The 18,295-nt window shown below is 45.7% G+C and carries 20 protein-coding genes; 6 read left to right on the top strand and 14 right to left on the bottom strand.

Translation table 11 applies throughout. The features are described 5' to 3' along the window. Positions 1-39 precede the first annotated feature (39 nt). Positions 40-744 (bottom strand): DUF445 domain-containing protein, encoded by a 705-nt coding sequence (locus AC5YB1_RS12960; RefSeq protein WP_494519526.1) that lies wholly within the window; start codon positions 742-744, stop codon positions 40-42. Between the two features lie 357 nt (positions 745-1,101). On the opposite strand from AC5YB1_RS12960, the gene AC5YB1_RS12965 reads away from it, so the two are divergent. The 3 genes from AC5YB1_RS12965 (at position 1,102) to rbsK (ending at position 3,493) form a co-directional block, all read left to right on the top strand. Further along, positions 1,102-1,458, top strand: a complete 357-nt coding sequence (locus AC5YB1_RS12965) for a glutathione S-transferase N-terminal domain-containing protein (protein WP_475516421.1) — start codon at positions 1,102-1,104, stop codon at positions 1,456-1,458. A gap of 212 nt (positions 1,459-1,670) precedes the next feature. Beyond that, a complete protein-coding gene (locus AC5YB1_RS12970; RefSeq protein ID WP_475516420.1) occupies positions 1,671-2,096 on the top strand; it encodes a hypothetical protein in 426 nt (141 codons plus the stop codon). Positions 2,097-2,329: 233 nt separating this feature from the next. Then, positions 2,330-3,493, top strand: coding sequence for a ribokinase (gene rbsK, locus AC5YB1_RS12975; RefSeq protein WP_494519527.1), 1,164 nt, complete (start codon positions 2,330-2,332; stop codon positions 3,491-3,493). 166 nt (positions 3,494-3,659) lie between these two features. Here rbsK and AC5YB1_RS12980 read toward each other — a convergent pair whose 3' ends face one another. The 3 genes from AC5YB1_RS12980 to yqfB all read right to left on the bottom strand — a co-directional run bounded on the left by AC5YB1_RS12980 (position 3,660) and on the right by yqfB (position 7,936). Next, positions 3,660-4,634, bottom strand: a complete 975-nt coding sequence (locus AC5YB1_RS12980; protein ID WP_475516418.1) for a nucleoside hydrolase — start codon at positions 4,632-4,634, stop codon at positions 3,660-3,662. 603 nt (positions 4,635-5,237) lie between these two features. Beyond that, the gene (gene katG, locus AC5YB1_RS12985) at positions 5,238-7,415 is read right to left on the bottom strand and encodes a catalase/peroxidase HPI (RefSeq protein WP_494519528.1); all 2,178 of its coding nucleotides are present in this window, start codon (positions 7,413-7,415) and stop codon (positions 5,238-5,240) included. Between the two features lie 191 nt (positions 7,416-7,606). Continuing rightward, complete coding sequence (yqfB, locus tag AC5YB1_RS12990; RefSeq protein WP_475516416.1) at positions 7,607-7,936, bottom strand: N(4)-acetylcytidine aminohydrolase; 330 nt, start codon at positions 7,934-7,936, stop codon at positions 7,607-7,609. 119 nt (positions 7,937-8,055) lie between these two features. Between yqfB and AC5YB1_RS12995 the strand changes: the two genes are divergently transcribed. Beyond that, positions 8,056-8,304 carry a DUF2986 domain-containing protein gene (locus AC5YB1_RS12995; RefSeq protein ID WP_475516415.1) on the top strand — a complete coding sequence of 83 codons (249 nt, stop codon included), beginning with the start codon at positions 8,056-8,058 and terminating at the stop codon, positions 8,302-8,304. A gap of 82 nt (positions 8,305-8,386) precedes the next feature. Here the strand turns inward: AC5YB1_RS12995 and AC5YB1_RS13000 are convergent, their stop codons facing one another. Further along, positions 8,387-9,898, bottom strand: coding sequence for an MATE family efflux transporter (locus tag AC5YB1_RS13000; RefSeq protein ID WP_475516414.1), 1,512 nt, complete (start codon positions 9,896-9,898; stop codon positions 8,387-8,389). A 40-nt stretch (positions 9,899-9,938) separates the two neighbouring features. Beyond that, positions 9,939-10,766 (bottom strand): ion transporter, encoded by an 828-nt coding sequence (locus AC5YB1_RS13005; protein WP_494519529.1) that lies wholly within the window; start codon positions 10,764-10,766, stop codon positions 9,939-9,941. A gap of 138 nt (positions 10,767-10,904) precedes the next feature. Here AC5YB1_RS13005 and AC5YB1_RS13010 point away from each other — a divergent pair, with 138 nt between their 5' ends. Continuing rightward, positions 10,905-11,453, top strand: coding sequence for a L,D-transpeptidase family protein (locus AC5YB1_RS13010; protein WP_475516412.1), 549 nt, complete (start codon positions 10,905-10,907; stop codon positions 11,451-11,453). A gap of 125 nt (positions 11,454-11,578) precedes the next feature. Next, positions 11,579-12,157, top strand: a complete 579-nt coding sequence (locus AC5YB1_RS13015; RefSeq protein WP_494519530.1) for a VOC family protein — start codon at positions 11,579-11,581, stop codon at positions 12,155-12,157. 116 nt (positions 12,158-12,273) lie between these two features. On the opposite strand, the gene AC5YB1_RS13020 is transcribed toward AC5YB1_RS13015, so the two are convergent. From AC5YB1_RS13020 to AC5YB1_RS13055, 8 genes are read right to left on the bottom strand one after another with little or no spacing between them, the layout of a single operon-like run. Continuing rightward, positions 12,274-12,795 carry a DUF3833 domain-containing protein gene (locus tag AC5YB1_RS13020; RefSeq protein ID WP_494519531.1) on the bottom strand — a complete coding sequence of 174 codons (522 nt, stop codon included), beginning with the start codon at positions 12,793-12,795 and terminating at the stop codon, positions 12,274-12,276. Then, positions 12,792-13,298 (bottom strand): chalcone isomerase family protein, encoded by a 507-nt coding sequence (locus AC5YB1_RS13025; protein WP_494519532.1) that lies wholly within the window; start codon positions 13,296-13,298, stop codon positions 12,792-12,794. The genes AC5YB1_RS13020 and AC5YB1_RS13025 overlap by 4 nt, the downstream gene beginning before the upstream one ends. Before the next feature lie 3 nt (positions 13,299-13,301). Further along, entirely contained in the window at positions 13,302-13,811 is a 510-nt protein-coding gene (locus tag AC5YB1_RS13030; protein ID WP_494519533.1) for a DUF2878 domain-containing protein, read from the bottom strand. Then, on the bottom strand, positions 13,789-15,069 hold the full coding sequence (locus AC5YB1_RS13035) for a class I SAM-dependent methyltransferase (RefSeq protein WP_494519534.1): 1,281 nt from the start codon (positions 15,067-15,069) through the stop codon (positions 13,789-13,791). Before AC5YB1_RS13035 ends, AC5YB1_RS13030 begins: the two co-directional genes overlap by 23 nt. A gap of 33 nt (positions 15,070-15,102) precedes the next feature. After that, a complete protein-coding gene (locus AC5YB1_RS13040; protein ID WP_494519535.1) occupies positions 15,103-15,858 on the bottom strand; it encodes a DUF1365 domain-containing protein in 756 nt (251 codons plus the stop codon). After that, on the bottom strand, positions 15,855-17,108 hold the full coding sequence (locus tag AC5YB1_RS13045) for an NAD(P)/FAD-dependent oxidoreductase (RefSeq protein ID WP_494519536.1): 1,254 nt from the start codon (positions 17,106-17,108) through the stop codon (positions 15,855-15,857). The genes AC5YB1_RS13040 and AC5YB1_RS13045 overlap by 4 nt, the downstream gene beginning before the upstream one ends. After that, positions 17,108-17,827 (bottom strand): SDR family NAD(P)-dependent oxidoreductase, encoded by a 720-nt coding sequence (locus tag AC5YB1_RS13050; RefSeq protein ID WP_494519537.1) that lies wholly within the window; start codon positions 17,825-17,827, stop codon positions 17,108-17,110. Before AC5YB1_RS13050 ends, AC5YB1_RS13045 begins: the two co-directional genes overlap by 1 nt. Before the next feature lie 29 nt (positions 17,828-17,856). Next, positions 17,857-18,291 (bottom strand): nuclear transport factor 2 family protein, encoded by a 435-nt coding sequence (locus AC5YB1_RS13055; RefSeq protein ID WP_494519538.1) that lies wholly within the window; start codon positions 18,289-18,291, stop codon positions 17,857-17,859. Positions 18,292-18,295 lie beyond the last annotated feature (4 nt).

Below are 18,295 nucleotides of genomic sequence, written 5' to 3' on the forward strand. Positions count from 1 at the left end.
TAAGCTCTCTTTTTTGTTTATCGGCACCAACACGCTCGCTTAGGCAAGTAAGGCAGCGACCAAACCAATCAAACCACCAAACACCCCTCCCCACACAACGAGCCACCCTAAGTGTTTTTTGATCATCTCTTGAACAATCTGTTTCACCAATTGTGGAGTTAACTCTTCAAGACGCTGATGCACTATCGCGGTGATTTTAGCTTTCAATTCGGCCAATACGTCTGGCTGCTCAATCTCTTGCTTAAGTAGCGCATAAAAATCATCACTTTGAGTGATCTCTATCAGTGAGCTTTTCATCTTCTCAATAAAAGGTGCCTTTAACGGTTCAATGGCATCGGTGCCACCAAACATGGCGAGCATGCCACCCAAAGATGACTGTTCAACCGTGGTCACTAGCGCGTCAAATGCGGGGGTCATGTCCACGCGTTCAATGATAGGGGTTAAGTTAATGTGTGATGCACCGTCACCCTGCTGAGACAGAAATTTATCAATATTCTCATCGGTAAAAAACTGTTCCATCATCAAATGGGCAATGCCCGCTTTAAACTCTTCAAACCGTGTGGGTATCACCCCACTGCCGTATAAACCGGGGACCTTTTCAAACAGCATATGGATAGCAAGCCAGTTGGTTAAGGCGCCCGACAGGGCAAATAATCCGACATTGAGCATCACAGGAGAAGCCAATAAGTAGCCAGTTGCCATCACTGCGCCAGCCAATAAATTTGTAATAAAACTCTTATTCAACGTATCTTCTCTCCAACTACCAAGGTGACGACAACTTGTCGATAACCTGTTTTGATGCATAAAAAACCGCGCGTATCTTACCATAAGCCACTCCATAAGCCATTGAGTAACAAACGGCCTTTACTCCACCACAACGCATGGAGATAACATGGGGATTAGGCTTTTAAGATCAAGTCACGTTGACCTTTGTTCCGCCATTATCGGCATGCCTTAATGATTAGCGCATCAACAAGTGCTGCAAACCCAAAACAAGTGTTATTTCAAGGCCCCGATAACACAGCCAGATCAATCATCACTTTGATCCGGGTCACACTTAGGTTAAAATCACGCCCATCAAATTACATGAGGATGTTGTCAATGTTTATCGTTCGTTGGGTATTAGGTCGTATTATTCTGTTTTTTAATTTCATTTTTGCCCCAAAGAAGCGTCAGCGCCCGATAGCAGAACAAACCAAAATTGATGAGCAGACTCGCCAAATTCAGTTATATCAATATCCTGCGTGTCCATTTTGTGTCAAAGTGCGCCGTACTATTCGTCGTCAAGGCCTTAATATCGCGACTGTCGATGCCAAACAAACCGAGCATCAACAAACACTGGTAAAGCAAGGCGGCAAAGCCATGGTGCCCTGTTTACGCATAGAGGAAAACGGTCAAGTACAATGGATGTATGAATCTTCAGACATCATTAACTATCTTAACCAACGCTTCGCATAATGATTGACCAGCGCGTTAATCAGTAATGACTAACGCGCATGATTTTTACCATCAACTTATAGGGCGCCTGCCTGTGTTAATGGTATTCCCTCCACCTAAGTGCGCTAATCACCTTACCTCGCCAGAGACTTTAGCCATAGGTGCTAAGCAGCCCAATTTACGTTATCCTCGAGCCATACTTTAATACCATGCATATAAAGACAATAAAAATCATGCAAATAAAAAATACGCTTGTTTTATTCGGATTATTAATACTGTCCGCATGCACCGCTAGTCAGCGCAGCGTTGATGACTTTGATATCAAAGTGGAAGACAAATTTCAGACCCAAATTACAGGCGATGGCATTAAACTATTCACCTATAAAATAAAATACGCCACATTGCCGACCATAGAGCGACCGTATCTGCAGACAAGGCAAATAGAGCGCCAGCAAAGCAGAAAAAAGAACACACCTCCCGATCTGTCTGATTGGACACAGCAAATTGAATTAGGGCTCGACAAAACCATTGCGATGACTGGATATTGCCGCGAGGGTTATATTGAATTAAGCCGCATTATCGAACTAGGTCGAGGCGAGATCCGTGGTGAGTGTAATGAAGGCGCTACGGCTCAAGATATCGATATATTTACCCCATAAAGCCACCTGTTTTATGGCTCAATATTTTCCTCTTGAGCTTCTAGCAAACGCTCTTATTCCTAGCGTCAATACGCTCCAATAACGAAAATTAACGCCAAAACGAACCAAACCGTTCGTTTTACATGTTAAGCTCTCATCTTTATCACAACTTATCTGCAGCAGAACAACTATATTCTACTATGAACAAACTAAGTCGAAATGAAAGGCTAGCTGTTATTCTCAAGCTACTTAGCATGCATAAACAGCTATCTAACCAACAACTCTCCAGGTTACTCGCAGTGACAGCCAAAACGGTTCGCTGTGATCTCGTCCAACTGGAACAAGACGGCCTAGTAAAACGAATTCACGGCGGCGTCTGTCAGTCTGAAGGGGTGGATATCAAAAAGTACAGCTTGGATGCCATGCTGGCACAACTGATAGAACACAACTTGCTGAGCGACACCTTAGGACTCGATTCAACCCAAGGTAGATTAAAAAAAATGAAACAGAATGTATTTGTACTTGGCTCATTCAATGTCGATATCGTTGCGAACCTAGAACGCTTCCCTCAACCCGGTGAAACGCTGCATTCAAGTAGTAGCAGTATTGGCGCCGGTGGCAAAGGTGCCAATCAAGCTTATGCTGCTGCTAAAAATGGCGCTAACATTACCTTTATGACCAAAATTGGTACCGACCAATTTAGTCAATTTGCCCGCCAACACCTGAGCAGTACAGGCATAGACAACACCATTATTGTCGAGTCATCCACCAGCCCTACAGGAACCGCGCTCATTTATGTTAGCGAGCAAGCCGGCGAAAATATGATTGCGGTGAATGAAGGCGCAAATATGACCCTAACTGCCGATGAAGTGCAAACTGCCAAGCATCATATTATTAATGCTGAGCTGTTTCTTACCCAACTTGAAACCAATTTTGATGCTATCAAGTTGGCAATGAGCATCGCCAAAGAGAGTGGCGCTAAAGTGATCCTCAACCCCGCGCCATACCATGACAGAACCCCTGAGTTACTGCCTTTGGTGGATATGATAACCCCCAATGAAACCGAAGCCTCATTAATGACTGGCATTGAAGTCACAGATTTAGAGAGCGCTAAACAAGCCGCTATCGCGATACATGCTTTAGGAGTCACCTCGGTGGTGATCACCCGTGGTGCTGATGGGGTATTGCTCTATGAAAATGGCCAATTTACCCAAGTTGATGTGTTAAAAAGCGCGGTGGTAGATACCACTGGCGCTGGAGATGCCTTTAATGGCGCGTTAGTGGCCGAGCTTGCCAAGGGCAGTACGCTACATGATGCGGCTAAATACGCCAACGCCTATGCCTCCTTAGCGGTTGAGCGCCTTGGTGCGGCAAACATGCCTGACGCCTCTCTGGTCGCGGCAAGGCTTAACGCTTAGTATTCCATCAAAACGTTATGGTCTCAATCAACCTTAATGGCTCAGCCTAGCGCTAACTTAGCTATTAATTTACATTAAAAAGTAATAAAAAAAGCGCAGTAGTAACTGCGCTTTTTTAACGGTCAACCCTTTAAAATATCAAGCGACCGATAATAAATTTAACGACTTATTTTAAACTAGCAGCATAATCAATAATGCTACTACGATATAAGGCTAATAATTCACTATCATTGACCGCAACGCCCACCTTTTGTGGCGCGTGATCCATCCAATCATCGTGTAGATAAGTGCGACCATCAAACTTCTGAATGGTCATGCCTTCTGCAACGCCGTCGGTAACCACCCGAATAGGACCTTCTCTTAAGGTAAATAGCTCAGGATTAATCACGTAGGCGATCGCCGAAGGATCATGCACATGGCACGCCTCTAAACCCACTTTTTCACTGTAAAACTTTAAGTAGTAACGGCTGACGTCCCAGATAAACTGGCCAACTTCACCCGCATCGTCACGTAACTGATCAAGATAATCGCGGGTGAAAAAGCTTTGCTCTGTTACATCTAAACCAATCACGACTACTGGCCATGAAGCGGTAAATACCATATCGGCTGCATGAGGATCGTCATGTACATTGGCTTCGGCAAATGGCGTCACATTACCGCGGTGATCATTTTCACCAAAGGCGCCGCCCATAACGACCACTTCTTTGACCAAATCAACGATCGTAGGGTCAGCCTGTAGCGCTAACGCGAGGTTCGTTAACGGACCGATAGCCACTAGGGTTATTTCACCAGGCTCGGCTTTAACCGCATCGATAATGTACTGATAGGCTGGGCGTGGATCCGCTTGGCCTTCTACCTCAGCGGGTACTTTAACATCGCCAAACCCCCCTTCGCCATGAACCACCACAGTTGGGCCGACTGGAGGACGTACAATAGGCTTGCTCGCACCAGTCACTATATCGGCTTGGAGTTTATATTTTTGCTTAAGATATAAAGCGTTATGTGTCGCATTTTCGATAGTGACGTTGCCATAAACCGTAGTGATGGCTTTAAGTTCAATGTCAGGATGCGCTTGGGCAAACAGAATCGCCATTACATCATCAATACCGGGATCTGTGTCTAATATAATTTTAGTTGTCATGGGGATCACTGTCCTACTAATTAGATAAATCGATACTATTACTATAGGGTGTTATATCAATCGCATTACGTCAGTGAATCACTGGTTTAATGTGCTCGATATGGCTGAATGTTCTGCGACTGAGTTAACAAAGACTTCGAGGAAAACAACATGAAATTCGAAGTCTATTTCAGGCGGATACAGACAAATTACGACGTTTAAACGCACCGAGCACTATACAAAAATAATCATGGCTTAAGTGTGATAGGCCATCAAACTTGTACTTGAAAGTGAACATATTGGTTCACTTAAGTGCATGCTAACATATTCGCGCCTTTGCGCTGGATAAAAAATCCATCCGTTAACCTTCCTCTACAGCACCCTTAATCACTAACATTATCAACGTAAAGTTTTATCACCACCTCCCACGTTTAACACCCTAGATATTGCAGACTTATCGCCGCTGCACCAAAACAAAAGTGTCAGTATGCAAGGTGCCGCTTAAACTAAGCGGCACCTTGCATGAGCCGGCTCATGCTACTAGGCATCTTATTGTCATAGCAGTTATCCGTCATAAATTAAATGAGTTGAGCCGTCTAAGTCGTACTTTTTGTACAATAAATACTAACGTAAATCGAAACGATCTAGCTCCATCACCTTATGCCACACCGCAACAAAATCATCGATAAACTTATCTTGTGCATCGTCGCTGCCATAAACTTCTGCTAAGGCTCTGAGCACTGAATTTGAACCAAATACTAAATCCACTCGGGTGGCTGTCCACTTAAGATCACCCGTTGCACGATCAAAGCCTTCAAATAAGGTTTCATCGCTGGATGTGGGTTTCCATTCGGTGTCCATACTCAGCAAGTTGGTGAAAAAGTCATTGGTTAAAATTTCAGGCCTGTCGGTCAACATCCCATGCGGTGATCCATCCACATTGGTAGACAACACTCGCATACCACCCAGTAGTACCGTCATTTCTGGTGCCGTTAGGTCCATTAACTGCGCTTTATCAACTAATAAAGCCTCAGCGGGTACCTTGAGATTATCATCAAGATAATTCCTAAACCCATCGGCAACGGGTTCGAGTACCGCAAATGAGTCTATATCAGTCTGTTCGGCTAAGGCGTCTGTGCGTCCTGGAGTAAAGGGCACACTGATAGAACGCCCAGCATGACGCGCAGCAAGTTCAATACCGACACCACCACCTAGCACAATAAGATCGGCCAAGGAGACCTGTTTACCTATTTGTGCCTGATTAAAGTCGGCTTGAATTTGGCTATAAGTTGCCAAAACCTTCGACAACTGTTGGGGTTGATTGACAGGCCAGCCATTTTGCGGCGCTAATTGAATTCTTGCGCCATTGGCGCCACCCCGCTTATCTGAGCCTCGAAACGTAGCTGCCGATGCCCATGCCGTTGACACCATCTCAGATATCTTCAGTCCGCTGGCTGCAATGACCTGTTTTAAATCGCTGATATCTTGCCTATCGATGCTCTCATAATCGGCTTGAGGAATAGGATCTTGCCAAATCATCTCTGCTGATGGAACGTCTTCGCCCAAATAACGAGCACGTGGCCCCATATCGCGATGCGTCAACTTAAACCAAGCACGAGCAAATGCTTGGGCAAATTCATCGGGATGGGCTAAGAAACGTCGTGATATTTTCTCATAGGCCGGATCAAAGCGTAACGATAAGTCAGTGGTCAACATTGATGGCGCGTGGCGTTTACCGGCATCGTGTGCATCGGGGATCTCATCAGCCCCCGCACCACCTATAGGGCGCCATTGGTGTGCGCCAGCCGGGCTCTTGGTTAATTCCCATTCGTAACCGAATAGGTTTTCAAAAAAGTGATGGCTCCAACGAGTCGGTGATTGAGTCCAGGTCACTTCAAGTCCACTGGTTATAGCGTCGGCCCCTTTGCCGCTTCCGAAACGATTGTGCCAACCGAGTCCTTGTAACTCAATGGGGGCCTCTTCTGGCGCAGGACCAACTAAGGCCGCATCTCCGGCGCCATGAGTTTTACCGAAGGTGTGCCCACCGGCAATCAAGGCTACAGTTTCTTCATCATTCATTGCCATTCTGGCAAAGGTTTCACGAATATCATGGGCTGCAGCAAGGGGATCGGGATTGCCATCAGGCCCTTCAGGATTGACATAAATTAACCCCATTTGCACTGCAGCAAGAGGGTTGTCGAGTTCTCGATTACCAGAGTAACGTTTGTCTCCGGCCAACCAAGTGGTTTCTGCGCCCCAATTGACATGGATTTCTGGCTCCCACACATCTTCGCGACCACCGGCAAAACCTAAGGTTTCAAACCCCATTGACTCCAATGCCACATTACCCGCTAAGATCATTAAATCAGCCCATGAGATCTTACGGCCATATTTTTGTTTAACCGGCCACAATAGGCGGCGCGCCTTATCGAGGTTACCATTATCTGGCCAGCTATTTAACGGCGCAAATCGCTGCTGACCTCGGCCGCCGCCACCGCGTCCATCACTAATTCGATAGGTACCGGCACTATGCCATGCCATACGAATAAACAGCGGCCCATAGTGGCCAAAATCTGCCGGCCACCAGTCTTGAGAATCTCCCATCAGGGTGTGTAAGTCTTGCTTAACTTGTTTAAGATCTAGGCTTTTAAACTCACTGGCATAATCGAACCCCTCCTCCATGGGGTTAGACTTGGATGAGTGTTGAGTCAACATCTCAAGCCGTAATTGGTTTGGCCACCAATCCTTATTTGCTGTGCCACTTCCTGCAACATGATGCATCGGACATTTACTGTTAGACATGAGCACTATCTCCTTCCCTGCTTTACAACAGGTTAGTTATAAAGGTCTATTATTTATAGTACCTTAGCCCCACTTTTGGCCAGTAAAGTCTATCAATCGTTGCGATAGACTTTACCGATTAGATAAGTGCTGTACTCCTTACTCTTTGGAGAGCGGCAGTCCTCTTTAAACCGCAGCAAAACCACAGCGGATTATTGGCGTTTAATCACTTCAAAACCAATTAAATACAATTGATCAATATTGCCATATATTGCTCTTATCACCTGCTTTAGCTCATCTAGTGTCATGTTTTCTTGCGCTGCATGCTCAAGGTTTAGTGCATCAAACGCGACCGTCTCGACACGATTAACCTTAATGTCGCAAAACCAACGGTTATCTTCAAAGGTCGCAACATGCAGCACTTGGCCAACCTTAAAATGGGACTCTGATTCATCTCTTAAGGTAATATTTTTCGCCCCAGAGAGAATATCGGCCTCAAAGCGTTCAAAAAAAGTGATCTCACTTACAGGATTAATTGTCATAAATTGTCTCGATTAGAATGTTTGCCTATAGCCGCCTGCTTGAGATTGAGTTAAAATCCGCCCCCGGTTTACGCTCTCTCGAAGCTAAGCCCTATTTTGAGTTAATTAAGGTGGAGCCAATGAACAGAAAACAGAAGATAATCAAAAAGACCGCAAAACGTGCTAAAGCGCGTCTCAACAAGCATACGGCTCCTACGATCAAGAAGTATATATCTAAAGGCGATCGCGCCAAAGAGCTCGCTCGTGAACAAGCTGAATTAGCTGCCAAAGCCAATGCTACCAAAAATGGAACAGAAGCGAGCGACAACGAGCAGGCCAGTGACCAACCTACAGAGCCAACCAGCACTGAAAGTGAAACTCAAGCTTAATCGCCTCACCTTGCTAGGCGTCGGTCTTTTACCACCTCAGACTCGGACGCCTTGAACTTACCCCCTCCAACGTTCTATCACACTAGTCTCTAACCACTGGTTTACCCGTAATGAGCTCTGAGACCCGATTACTGGCTTCGCAATCTTGCTCTTCACTCAGCTGCGCCATTTGAGCACAAGATGATGATAATGGATTAGGACTCGATGGGCTCAGTTCGTCATCGAGAGGCCTTGACTCGGTATTTACCTCAAAACCCACTAACAGAATTTGCTGCTGTTGCACCTTATCAACGAGTCGGTATGCGGTCCACACGCCGAGGACACCAAACACAATCGCGCCCAACACTTGGCCAATTAAGACCCCTTCAACCCCACCCCACTGCGCACCATAATAAACAAATGGAATCGTCCCCAGCGTCGCTTTCCCCACGTTAAACACAGTTGAGTATTTGGCTTTACCCAAATTATTAAATGACGCATTAGCCACAAACAGCGCCCCGGAAAACACGAAGAACACCGCAATATAACTACAGAAAAAACGGATCAGTTCGGCGCTATCACCCTGCATGGCAAAAATCACAATGATCTGTTCTTTAAGTCCAAATAATAATAGCGATATCGAGATCACATAAACGCTGCAAAACAGCAGCGCCTTGGTTAAGATCTCTTTCACCCTATCGAACTCTCTCGCGCCAAAATTTTGTCCCACAATAGGGCCGACCGCGCCGGACAACGCAAATATCATCCCAAAGGCCACTGGCGTGAGTCTACCTAATACCGCCCAAGCGGCGACATAACTGTCACCAAAATCGGCAATAGCACGGGTAACGACCGCATTGCCGATAGGGGTTGCAATATTGGTCATCATTGCCGGCCCGGCAATAGCAAAAATGGGGCGAAGATCTTGCTTAAAGGCGGTTAAATCAAACTTGCCGACCAACTGGTGCTTAACCATGACGCCGCGCGCGGCAATAATGAGAACAGCCACACGCGCCAGCACCGACGCCAGCGCGGCACCTTCTATTCCCATGGCAAATAAGAAGATAAAGATAGGGTCAAAAATCAGGTTGACGCCACCACCGGCCAGTGTCGATATCATGGATAACTTAGCATCCCCCACGGCGCGCAGCGCGGCGCCAAGTGCCATCGCTAGGCAAATTAGTGGCATCGAAGGCACCAAGATATATAGGTAATCAGCAGCTAACTGCGCGGTGCGACCACTGGCACCGACTAACGCAATAAGCTCGGGAATAAAATAGGTCACCACCATAGCGACCACTATGGCCACGAGTAATGTTACCACCGCGCTATTGAGCAGCAATCGCTTAGCTTGGGCAAACTGTTTGGCGCCTATGGCTCTTGACACTAACGCGCCTAATGCGATGGACAATCCGATACCGATAGAGGTAGTAAAAAATGAGATGGTACCCGCGTACCCAACTGCTGCAGCTAGCTCTTGCTCTCCCAATAAGCTGAGAAAAAAGATGTCGATAAGGTCGACCACAAATAACGCCGAGATCCCGATAGCGGCGGTGGAACTCATCACCAAGATGTGGCGCATTATCGGGCCTTCGACAAACTTTGCGTTAGTCATGTGTATCCTTTATAGAGGGTAAAATAGACAATATTGCAGATTAAAGATCGGTCTCAAGCTCACTGCCGCACTTATCACAATATAGGGCGTTTAACTCATGGCCCGACTTTAAACAGTTACTACAGCGGCGGAGATCTTTTCTACGCACCACCTCTTGAGAGATCTCGGAGGTTAAGATCCCCGTTGGAATGGCAATAATGGAATAGCCTATCAACATAGTAAAAGCGGCAATACCTTGACCAAGCGGCGTTTGCGGGGTGATATCACCATAGCCCACCGTCGTAATGGTCACTATGGTCCAATAGATGGATTGAGGCATAGAGGAGAAACCATTTTCCGGCCCTTCAACCACATACATAACCGCACTCAACACCATCACAATCAGGCTGACCGAAAAGAAAAACAGGAATACTTTACGGCTCGATTGCATCATCGCCCGCAGTAAAACATTTCCCTCACTTAAATACCGCAGTAGCTTAAGCACTCGGAAGATACGGAACAAGCGCAGCACTCGGATCACTAAGGTGAAGTTAGCACCAGGGAAAAATAGCGCCAAGTAACTGGGTAATATGGATAACAAGTCAACAACCCCGTAAAAACTGCGAGCATATTGCCAAGGTTTCGCCGAGCAGTATAAGCGCAGTAGATACTCGAGGGTGAAAATGCCAGTAAAGCCCCATTCGGCAATACGGATCCATGTGCCGTAGCGGCTATTAACACTTTCGATAGTATCAAGGAAAACCAACGCCACACTAAGGACAATACAAACGATTAAGACCAAGTCAAAATAGCGGCCAGCCTTAGTATCGGTACCAAAAATGATATCGCGTAATTTTTCGCGGCGAGACAACTCAGGGGTGGCGTTCATCAGAAATTAACATCCTTTTATATGTATCAGCAGCGGAGAATATGTGCATAATAATGGGTTCAACAAACTGATCCAGCTTAATCTAAAATAAGGTATGATGAACACCCAAACGGCGGTTTTATTTATCAATCAATGACCATGCAAACACTTTTTAAACAGCTCTTACTGTGCGCCTTACTGCTCAATACTAGTTCAACTTGGGCCACCTCGAGCCAGCAATCTGCCAGCTTTCATGGCTCTAACCACAGTACTGACCAGATTGGTAAAGTCGATTTAGTCATTGTGAATAAATCACAAGCCAGTATGCAATTAATGCGCGATGGCAAAGTACTGCGCCGCTATACGATTGCCATGGGCGATCGCCCCACGGGACATAAGCTTCAAGAAGGCGATCAGCGCACCCCTGAAGGACGCTACCTTCTCGACTACAAAAAAGCCGACAGTGCCTACTACCGTGCGATTCATATCTCATATCCCAATGAAGAAGATAGATTACGCGCCGCCGCCTTAGGGATAGACCCTGGTGGACAAATCATGATCCACGGCCAGAACCCCAATTCGTCATTAACCCCAGATGAAGCCCAGCGACTCAACTGGACCGATGGTTGTATCGCCTTGAAAAACCATGAAATCGATGAGTTATGGCAGGCGATAGAAACAGGAACGCCCATAGAGATCTGGCCGTAACGTTAGTCACACACTAGCACTATGATGTTTATGGTGTTAATGCCATTTGACACTAGCAGGAGGATTTTAATAGCTCATCCTGCACTCACCACTATCTTTTTATGTCAGTAAAAGAGTCCAATGCGATGACAAAACCCCACATTACCCTAGACGAACTTGAACATAGCTGGCCGCATTTTAGCCATGGTATTCAAGAGTTTTTACAAGAATTACAACTCGATACCCTAGGGCTTGCTTGCGATCATGTCGCCGTACGTGTTAACTCAGAGACTGGCGCCGAGCTGCTTAAAGACTATTTTGGCCAACAAGGCCATATTATCTCTAACAACATGATTAATGGCCGGCCGATATTAATCATCGCGCTTAATACGCCACTGCAACTGGGTGATATGCTTATCGACTGCGTCGAACTGCCCTACCCAAGTAATAAGCATTATCCCTGTGAAGGGTGGGAGCACATCGAGGTGGTTTTGCCAGGCGAAGCACAAAACATTGAGCAACTCAGCCAGCAACTACTTAATGCTGTCCCCACTCTGGCGCCAGTGTTAGCAGGTACAACAGATATCAAGGTAAAATGCAGCTCCCCCCAAGGAGAGCATGAACGCTTAGCCAATCCGACCATCGCCTTTAAGCGCGCTAACCTCTGTATCAAAGTGCATGCCCATGGTATTAAAACCATTATCGCATCAGAGGCCAAAGAGTAACGCTTAATAATGTTGGACGCATGAGCTCATGGGTTATGCAAGGTAACCCTGCATCATCAGCAACAAAAACGCATCGGCAAACGTGCTATCGCCGATGCGATTATCAATGTCATTGACTAGATTTTTTCAATATAAAGAATTACTTCACCCACTTTAAAACCAAACTTACTCATGTCTGTCTTGTTAAATAGACGGTTCTCATCGAGTAGGAACATCCAATCATCTAGGGTCACTTGGTAGGTCTCGCCATCGACTACAATATCTAAATCATACTGCCAAAATAACGCCGAGCCTTGGGTCCTACCCTTGGCAATACCAATCACATCACCGGCTTGACCTTCATATTGACTCTCAGCCACTTTCTTTAGCTGCCAAATTCGAGTCGACTTTTCACCATCGTCAAACTCAAACCATTCTTTGATTTCGCCGTTAGCGCCTTGCCAATTAGCGACTAAATCGACCTCAAAGCGACGTAATAAATTGCCCGAACGATCTAACACAATGCCATAAGCCTTTAACTTGCCATCAAAAAATTGTTCTAACTTTAATTCAGGTTGAGTGCCTCTATGCTCCTCTAAACTGGCTGAACCACAGGCCGTAACCAGTAACAACAATAACAGTGACATCAAATATTTCATTGGCTTAACCCCAGAAGTTGTCGCCTAAGCTTGGGCTCAGACGTATTTTTAGACAACCATATCGCTAAAAAAGCCTCACCAAAGCGGGGATCATCTATTTTCCCTATTAATTGATCTGCCATATAAAACTGACTCTCACCACTTTGATTAACCAGCAAAGTTAATCTATCGCCTGGGGCCACATTGGGCCAAATACGCTGCAGTGGCGCGACCCATTGGGCAATATCGGCGGGGCTATAGCCTAGGTGTTGCCACTGCTCTGCCGTGGCCTCGACTAATGCCTGTTTATCTATGGTTTTGTAATATTCGATACGCAGCGCTTTGATTTTTTTGTCATCTGTACCTGCCTCTATTGAGAATGGCCGCTCACTGGCAAACAGTTCGGCGCGATATAAGGTCCAAAATAGATAGGTCATCTCTCCGGCGCCAATCTTTTCAAGCTGGCTAATGGGAGAGGCATAAACACTGCTACTGAGTAGCATCACAGCTAACCATTTAAACATAAGTCACCTCGTTATATTGGCAAGCGCTGGCGGCTGTAACAACCGATAGCCAGTGATCAGTAGCGGCATTAGCAGCGACCACACCAGCATGAGTGATCCCACCAGCATGAGTTCATTCCAACGGGCCTGTAATACACCAAACTGAATGCCAGCCCAGTAACTGCTGGCACCACCAATGGCGCCAAACAAGACAACAACCCAACTCTTCTGCCGAGTTAACCAATGTAAACTGTGATTAAAACTGATGATAAAGATGCACCAGAGTAAAGCGAGCCAGAGGGGAAAGCCCACATCGACTGTGCTAAAACCACCAAATTCAAGCTGTAGCTTATCCACCGCGATACCAATTGGCACCAACAAGAGTAACTTAGCATCGGCTTTGCGAGTGGGCGACAGTAAAAAATGCAGTGCGATAAGCAAAATCATAGCCAGCGCTGCATTGTCGCCAAGCAAGGCGGCGCTAAACCAACATAGCTGAAATAACAGTAAGTTAATAATCCAAAATCGCTTCATCGGCTTTTCCCACATAACGGGGTTTTCTGGCAACCAGATGATGCGTGCTGATCACCCGCTCTTTGAAGGCACCTTCGCAATAACAAAAGTAGAATAACCACAAACGTTTAAATTCATCGCTGTAGCCAAGTTTAACTAACTCATCCCAACGCTGCTCGAAAGCTTGGCGCCAATCATTGAGGGTTCTGGCGTAATGTAAGCCGATATCATTTATCTCACTCACCACCAAGTCGGTGCGCGACGCCATATGCGATGTCATCACGGCTACCGAAGGTAAACAGCCGCCAGGGAAGATATATTTTTGAATAAAATCAATTCCTTTACGGTATTTATCATAACGGCTATCGGCAATGGTAATGGCTTGGATCAGCATTTTGCCATCGGCTTTGAGTAACCCTGAGCAGGTTTCAAAGAAAGTGCCTAGGTACTCATGGCCCACGGCCTCAATCATTTCAATGGAGACTAGCTTGTCATATTGCCCTTCGAGTAAGCGATAATCTTGCTTGAGTAAGGTGATCTTCTCGCTTAAGCCCGCTTGCTCGATACGCTGCTTAGCAAAGGCATATTGGGCATCTGAAATCGTGGTGGTGGTCACCTTGCAGCCATAATGCTGCGCCATATAGATGGCAAGTCCCCCCCAACCTGTACCAATTTCAACAACATGATCAGTTGAGCGTAATTCAAGCCCTTGGCAGATGGTGTGCATTTTATTGAGCTGTGCGGCACTTAAGCTGGTGGCTTCACTACTATATACCGCACACGAGTAGAGCATACTCGAATCTAAAAAGCGCTCATACAGGTCGTTACCAATATCATAATGGGCCAAAATATTACGCTTAGAGCCCTGCTCGGTATTGAGGTTTTTGCGACGTAAAAAGAGGTTTTTCACCTTTGTGACCCAAGCCATCTTGCTTTCGATAGCATCAAGCTTAGCTTGGTTTCTCGCCATGACTTGAATGAGATGGGTTAAATCTGGGCTGGTCCATTTGGCATCTAAATAGGCCTCTGCTGCACCTATGCTGCCGCCTTGGATAATGTCTTTATAAAAACTACTGTCATGCACCACAATTTGCGCACTCAGTTGGGCCTCTCTATCACCCAGTATTTGATGCTTGTCGCCTTCGATAAGCTCGATGCTGGCATCCTGCAGCTGCGCTAAAAGCTTGACAATCAACGCTCTATATTTTTGGTTAGCCCCAGTATTCACTAAAGCATGACGAGGGTTAAGCGTTTGATTTTGTTTTACAAGCTGTTCCATTTCAACCTCGCTAATCGGACATTACTGTCGTATTTATGTTTTTTCATCTGATCCCGGGTGAGCAATAAACGGCACCCGTTTAATAAATAGTTTCAATGCTTGCCAATATATCCCTAGCACCATTTTGAGTGTCATCGAAGGCGCTGCAAGCAAGGTTTTAGTGAGCTCACCTTGGCTCACTGGGAATTTTGTTAAAGCCAAAGTCGCATCAAAAACTTTACTATGTTGGTGATTCTCAATATGCACTAGCGCCTTGTTTGCTGGCGGAGTAATGCGCCAATGATAAGTCATATTCATTTCCATAAATGGCGACACATGAAAGGCTTTTTTCACTTTCAGCTCTTGCCCCAGCGCCAGTAAATAATAGTGTCGCTGTTGCCATGGGGTGTTGCTCACTTCCGCTAGCATATAACGACACTCACCCGCTCCGTCATAACAAAAGTAGCAATTTATCGGACTAAAATAGATACCCATGCAGCGACATTGTGCCAACATCAGTACCCGCCAATCATCATTCCATTCACCACCTAACGCCCTGACTTTGTCACCAATACGCTGCTTAAGGCTGCCAGGTTCATTCTTAAGATAATCTTTTTCTAAAAACCGAATTGGATTAAACCAATCCCTGCCAAACAGCCTGCTGCGTTGCATAAGTTGTGGCAACTCATCTAAATCGATCCCCATCATGTACATCTTGTAGTTGAAGGCGTGAGTGATATCGCCATAGCGACGATGGCGCACCTCTCCTTTGTAAATACCACTGTGCTCTATATTAGCATCTTGGCTCATAAGGTCAGGCCAAAACGTTTAGTGACATCCAGCGCGCTGCGCACGCCATCTTCATGGAAGCCGTTATACCAATATGCGCCAACAAAATGGGTACCACGTTGGCCACATATCTGTGAGCGCTGTTGTTGAGCTCTGACGCTAGCATCATTAAGCACGGGGTGATGATAGACAAACCGACGTAATACCTTATTGGGGTCAATTTCGTCACTCTGATTGAGGGTGACACAAAAAGTACTGTCGCTATCAATGCCCTGTAAGATATTCATATTATAGGTGACACAGGAAGGTCGATTAAGATTGTCATCGAGCATGTAATTCCAGCTGGCCCAGGCCAGTGGCCTTTTGGGCAACAGTGCAATGTCGGTATGTAACACCACTTCGTTTCGGCTATAAGGAATGGCACCTAATACCGACTGTTCTTCATCGCTGGCATCGCCTAGCAGGGCTAATGCCTGATCTGAGTGACAGGCAAAAATCACCTCATCAAACACTAAAGCATCATTATTAACCAGCTTAATCACGATGCCATCAGATGTTCTGCGGACCGACTCGATGTGGGACTCAGTCAATACCGGTTTAGACAATTCAGCCAAGATGGCCTCGACATAGACCCGCGAGCCACCGGGCACCACTGACCATTGTGGCCTGTCAGAGATATTAAGTAGGCCGTGATTATAAAAAAACTGGATAAAAAACTTCAGTTCAAATTGCTTCATCTCGGCCAAACTAGTCGACCAAATGGCAGCACCCATGGGTAAAATATAATGTTGGCTAAAAAAGTCAGAAAAACCATGTTGCTGTAAAAAATCACCTAAGGTGGCGTTAGGTGCAATCGCTTGCTCACTATAGGCTTGCTTACACAATTTATTGAATTTCAAAATTTGGCTGATGAGACGCCAAAATTGAGGACGAAAGATATTTCTGCGCTGCGCAAACAATGAATTGAGACCATGACCGTTATATTCAAACCCAGTTTGACGATTATGTACGCTAAAACTCATTTCGGTAGGCTGACCAGCAATACCTAACATCTCAAGTAAACGATTAAAGTAGGGATAAGTTCTGTCGTTAAATACGATAAAACCGGTATCGATAGCATATTGCTTATCTTGATGGGTAATATCAACCGTGGCAGTGTGGCCACCAACATAATCGTTTTTCTCAAACACAGTCACGTCGTACTGCTTATCGAGCAAATAGGCACAGGTTAATCCTGAAATGCCAGAGCCAATCACGGCGATCCTTTTCATTATTTATTTATCCTTATCGCTAAGCGACGCCAAATGGAAAATGGCAGTAACTGTAAGCATCTCATTGTAAATATAAATAACCCCGGAAAACGAATATCACGCTTACCTTTAGCCACACCAGTAATAATCTTAGTGGCGGCTTGCTCTGTGGTCATCAACATAGGCATGGCAAAAGTGTTTCGCTCGGTTAATGGCGTATCGACAAAACCAGGATGGACACAGCTAACCTCAATATCATGCTGAGCCAAATCTATCGATAACACCTTAGCCAGATAAGTTAACGCCGCTTTTGATGTGCCATAAGCTTCGGCTCGGGGTAAGGCTAACATCTCAGCGCTAGAACTAACCATCACCAATCGACCACCGGGCCTTACCAAATTAAGCCAAGACTGTAAGCCGTAAGCAACTGAAATTAAATTGATGTTAATAACTCTCTCAAACCGCTTGGCATCAAAATGCAAAGCATCGTCGATGTATTCGCAATCTCCCGCATTAAAAATCAATAGATCTAACGGCCAATCGACCTTATCAATTACTGGATATTGCTGATATTGAGTTAAATCGAAACACAGTGGGGTGATGTTGGGATATTCCTTAACCAAACCATCCAGTTTTTGCTGATTGCGGCCGCAAGCTAAAATGTGATGACCGGCCTTAGCATAAGATACGGCTAAGGCCCGACCAATGCCAGAAGTAGCTCCCGTTATCATAATACGCATCTTATCCTCCTGCTTTGCTGGCATCGACATTATTTAGCCGCGCGCTGTTTGATGGCGCGAATGACACGGCCAAGTAATGGAATGTGTTCATATAACATCGCCCCCACATCTAAATAGTCGCGGTGATAAATTACCTTATTGTCCTGCGCCTTTAGATGAGAATGGCCTTGAACAGAAATAGGGCTAGCGCCACGCAGCTGTTTATGACGAAAGGTCATAGTCCAATAAATCGCAGCCTCACGCTCCCCTTCGAGCACATGCTCAATCTCAAAATCACAACTGATCAGATGCTGATATAACCCTGTAAAATAGCTAAGCAGAGCCGGTAGCCCGAACACTTGATGCATTGGGTCGACAAATTCAATATCAGGATGATAGATCTTTTCCAGCGATACTAAATTATCGGTCGAAAGCTCAGTGTAAACCGCGATAAAATTCTGTAACCATAAAGATTGCGCCATCATCCAT

The sequence above is a fragment of the Shewanella sp. 433 genome, from assembly GCF_059338565.1.

Bases quoted from the DNA above. Each gene is read 5' to 3' on its own strand.
- AC5YB1_RS12965 (WP_475516421.1), top strand. From the start codon at position 1,102: ATGTTTATCGTTCGTTGGGTATTAGGTCGTATTATTCTGTTTTTTAAT.
- AC5YB1_RS12970 (WP_475516420.1), top strand. From the start codon at position 1,671: ATGCAAATAAAAAATACGCTTGTTTTATTCGGATTATTAATACTGTCC.
- rbsK (WP_494519527.1), top strand. From the start codon at position 2,330: ATGCATAAACAGCTATCTAACCAACAACTCTCCAGGTTACTCGCAGTG.
- AC5YB1_RS12980 (WP_475516418.1), bottom strand. From the start codon at position 4,634: ATGACAACTAAAATTATATTAGACACAGATCCCGGTATTGATGATGTA.
- katG (WP_494519528.1), bottom strand. From the start codon at position 7,415: ATGTCTAACAGTAAATGTCCGATGCATCATGTTGCAGGAAGTGGCACA.
- yqfB (WP_475516416.1), bottom strand. From the start codon at position 7,936: ATGACAATTAATCCTGTAAGTGAGATCACTTTTTTTGAACGCTTTGAG.
- AC5YB1_RS12995 (WP_475516415.1), top strand. From the start codon at position 8,056: ATGAACAGAAAACAGAAGATAATCAAAAAGACCGCAAAACGTGCTAAA.
- AC5YB1_RS13000 (WP_475516414.1), bottom strand. From the start codon at position 9,898: ATGACTAACGCAAAGTTTGTCGAAGGCCCGATAATGCGCCACATCTTG.
- AC5YB1_RS13005 (WP_494519529.1), bottom strand. From the start codon at position 10,766: ATGAACGCCACCCCTGAGTTGTCTCGCCGCGAAAAATTACGCGATATC.
- AC5YB1_RS13010 (WP_475516412.1), top strand. From the start codon at position 10,905: ATGCAAACACTTTTTAAACAGCTCTTACTGTGCGCCTTACTGCTCAAT.
- AC5YB1_RS13015 (WP_494519530.1), top strand. From the start codon at position 11,579: ATGACAAAACCCCACATTACCCTAGACGAACTTGAACATAGCTGGCCG.
- AC5YB1_RS13020 (WP_494519531.1), bottom strand. From the start codon at position 12,795: ATGAAATATTTGATGTCACTGTTATTGTTGTTACTGGTTACGGCCTGT.
- AC5YB1_RS13025 (WP_494519532.1), bottom strand. From the start codon at position 13,298: ATGTTTAAATGGTTAGCTGTGATGCTACTCAGTAGCAGTGTTTATGCC.
- AC5YB1_RS13030 (WP_494519533.1), bottom strand. From the start codon at position 13,811: ATGAAGCGATTTTGGATTATTAACTTACTGTTATTTCAGCTATGTTGG.
- AC5YB1_RS13035 (WP_494519534.1), bottom strand. From the start codon at position 15,069: ATGGAACAGCTTGTAAAACAAAATCAAACGCTTAACCCTCGTCATGCT.
- AC5YB1_RS13040 (WP_494519535.1), bottom strand. From the start codon at position 15,858: ATGAGCCAAGATGCTAATATAGAGCACAGTGGTATTTACAAAGGAGAG.
- AC5YB1_RS13045 (WP_494519536.1), bottom strand. From the start codon at position 17,108: ATGAAAAGGATCGCCGTGATTGGCTCTGGCATTTCAGGATTAACCTGT.
- AC5YB1_RS13050 (WP_494519537.1), bottom strand. From the start codon at position 17,827: ATGCGTATTATGATAACGGGAGCTACTTCTGGCATTGGTCGGGCCTTA.
- AC5YB1_RS13055 (WP_494519538.1), bottom strand. From the start codon at position 18,291: ATGATGGCGCAATCTTTATGGTTACAGAATTTTATCGCGGTTTACACT.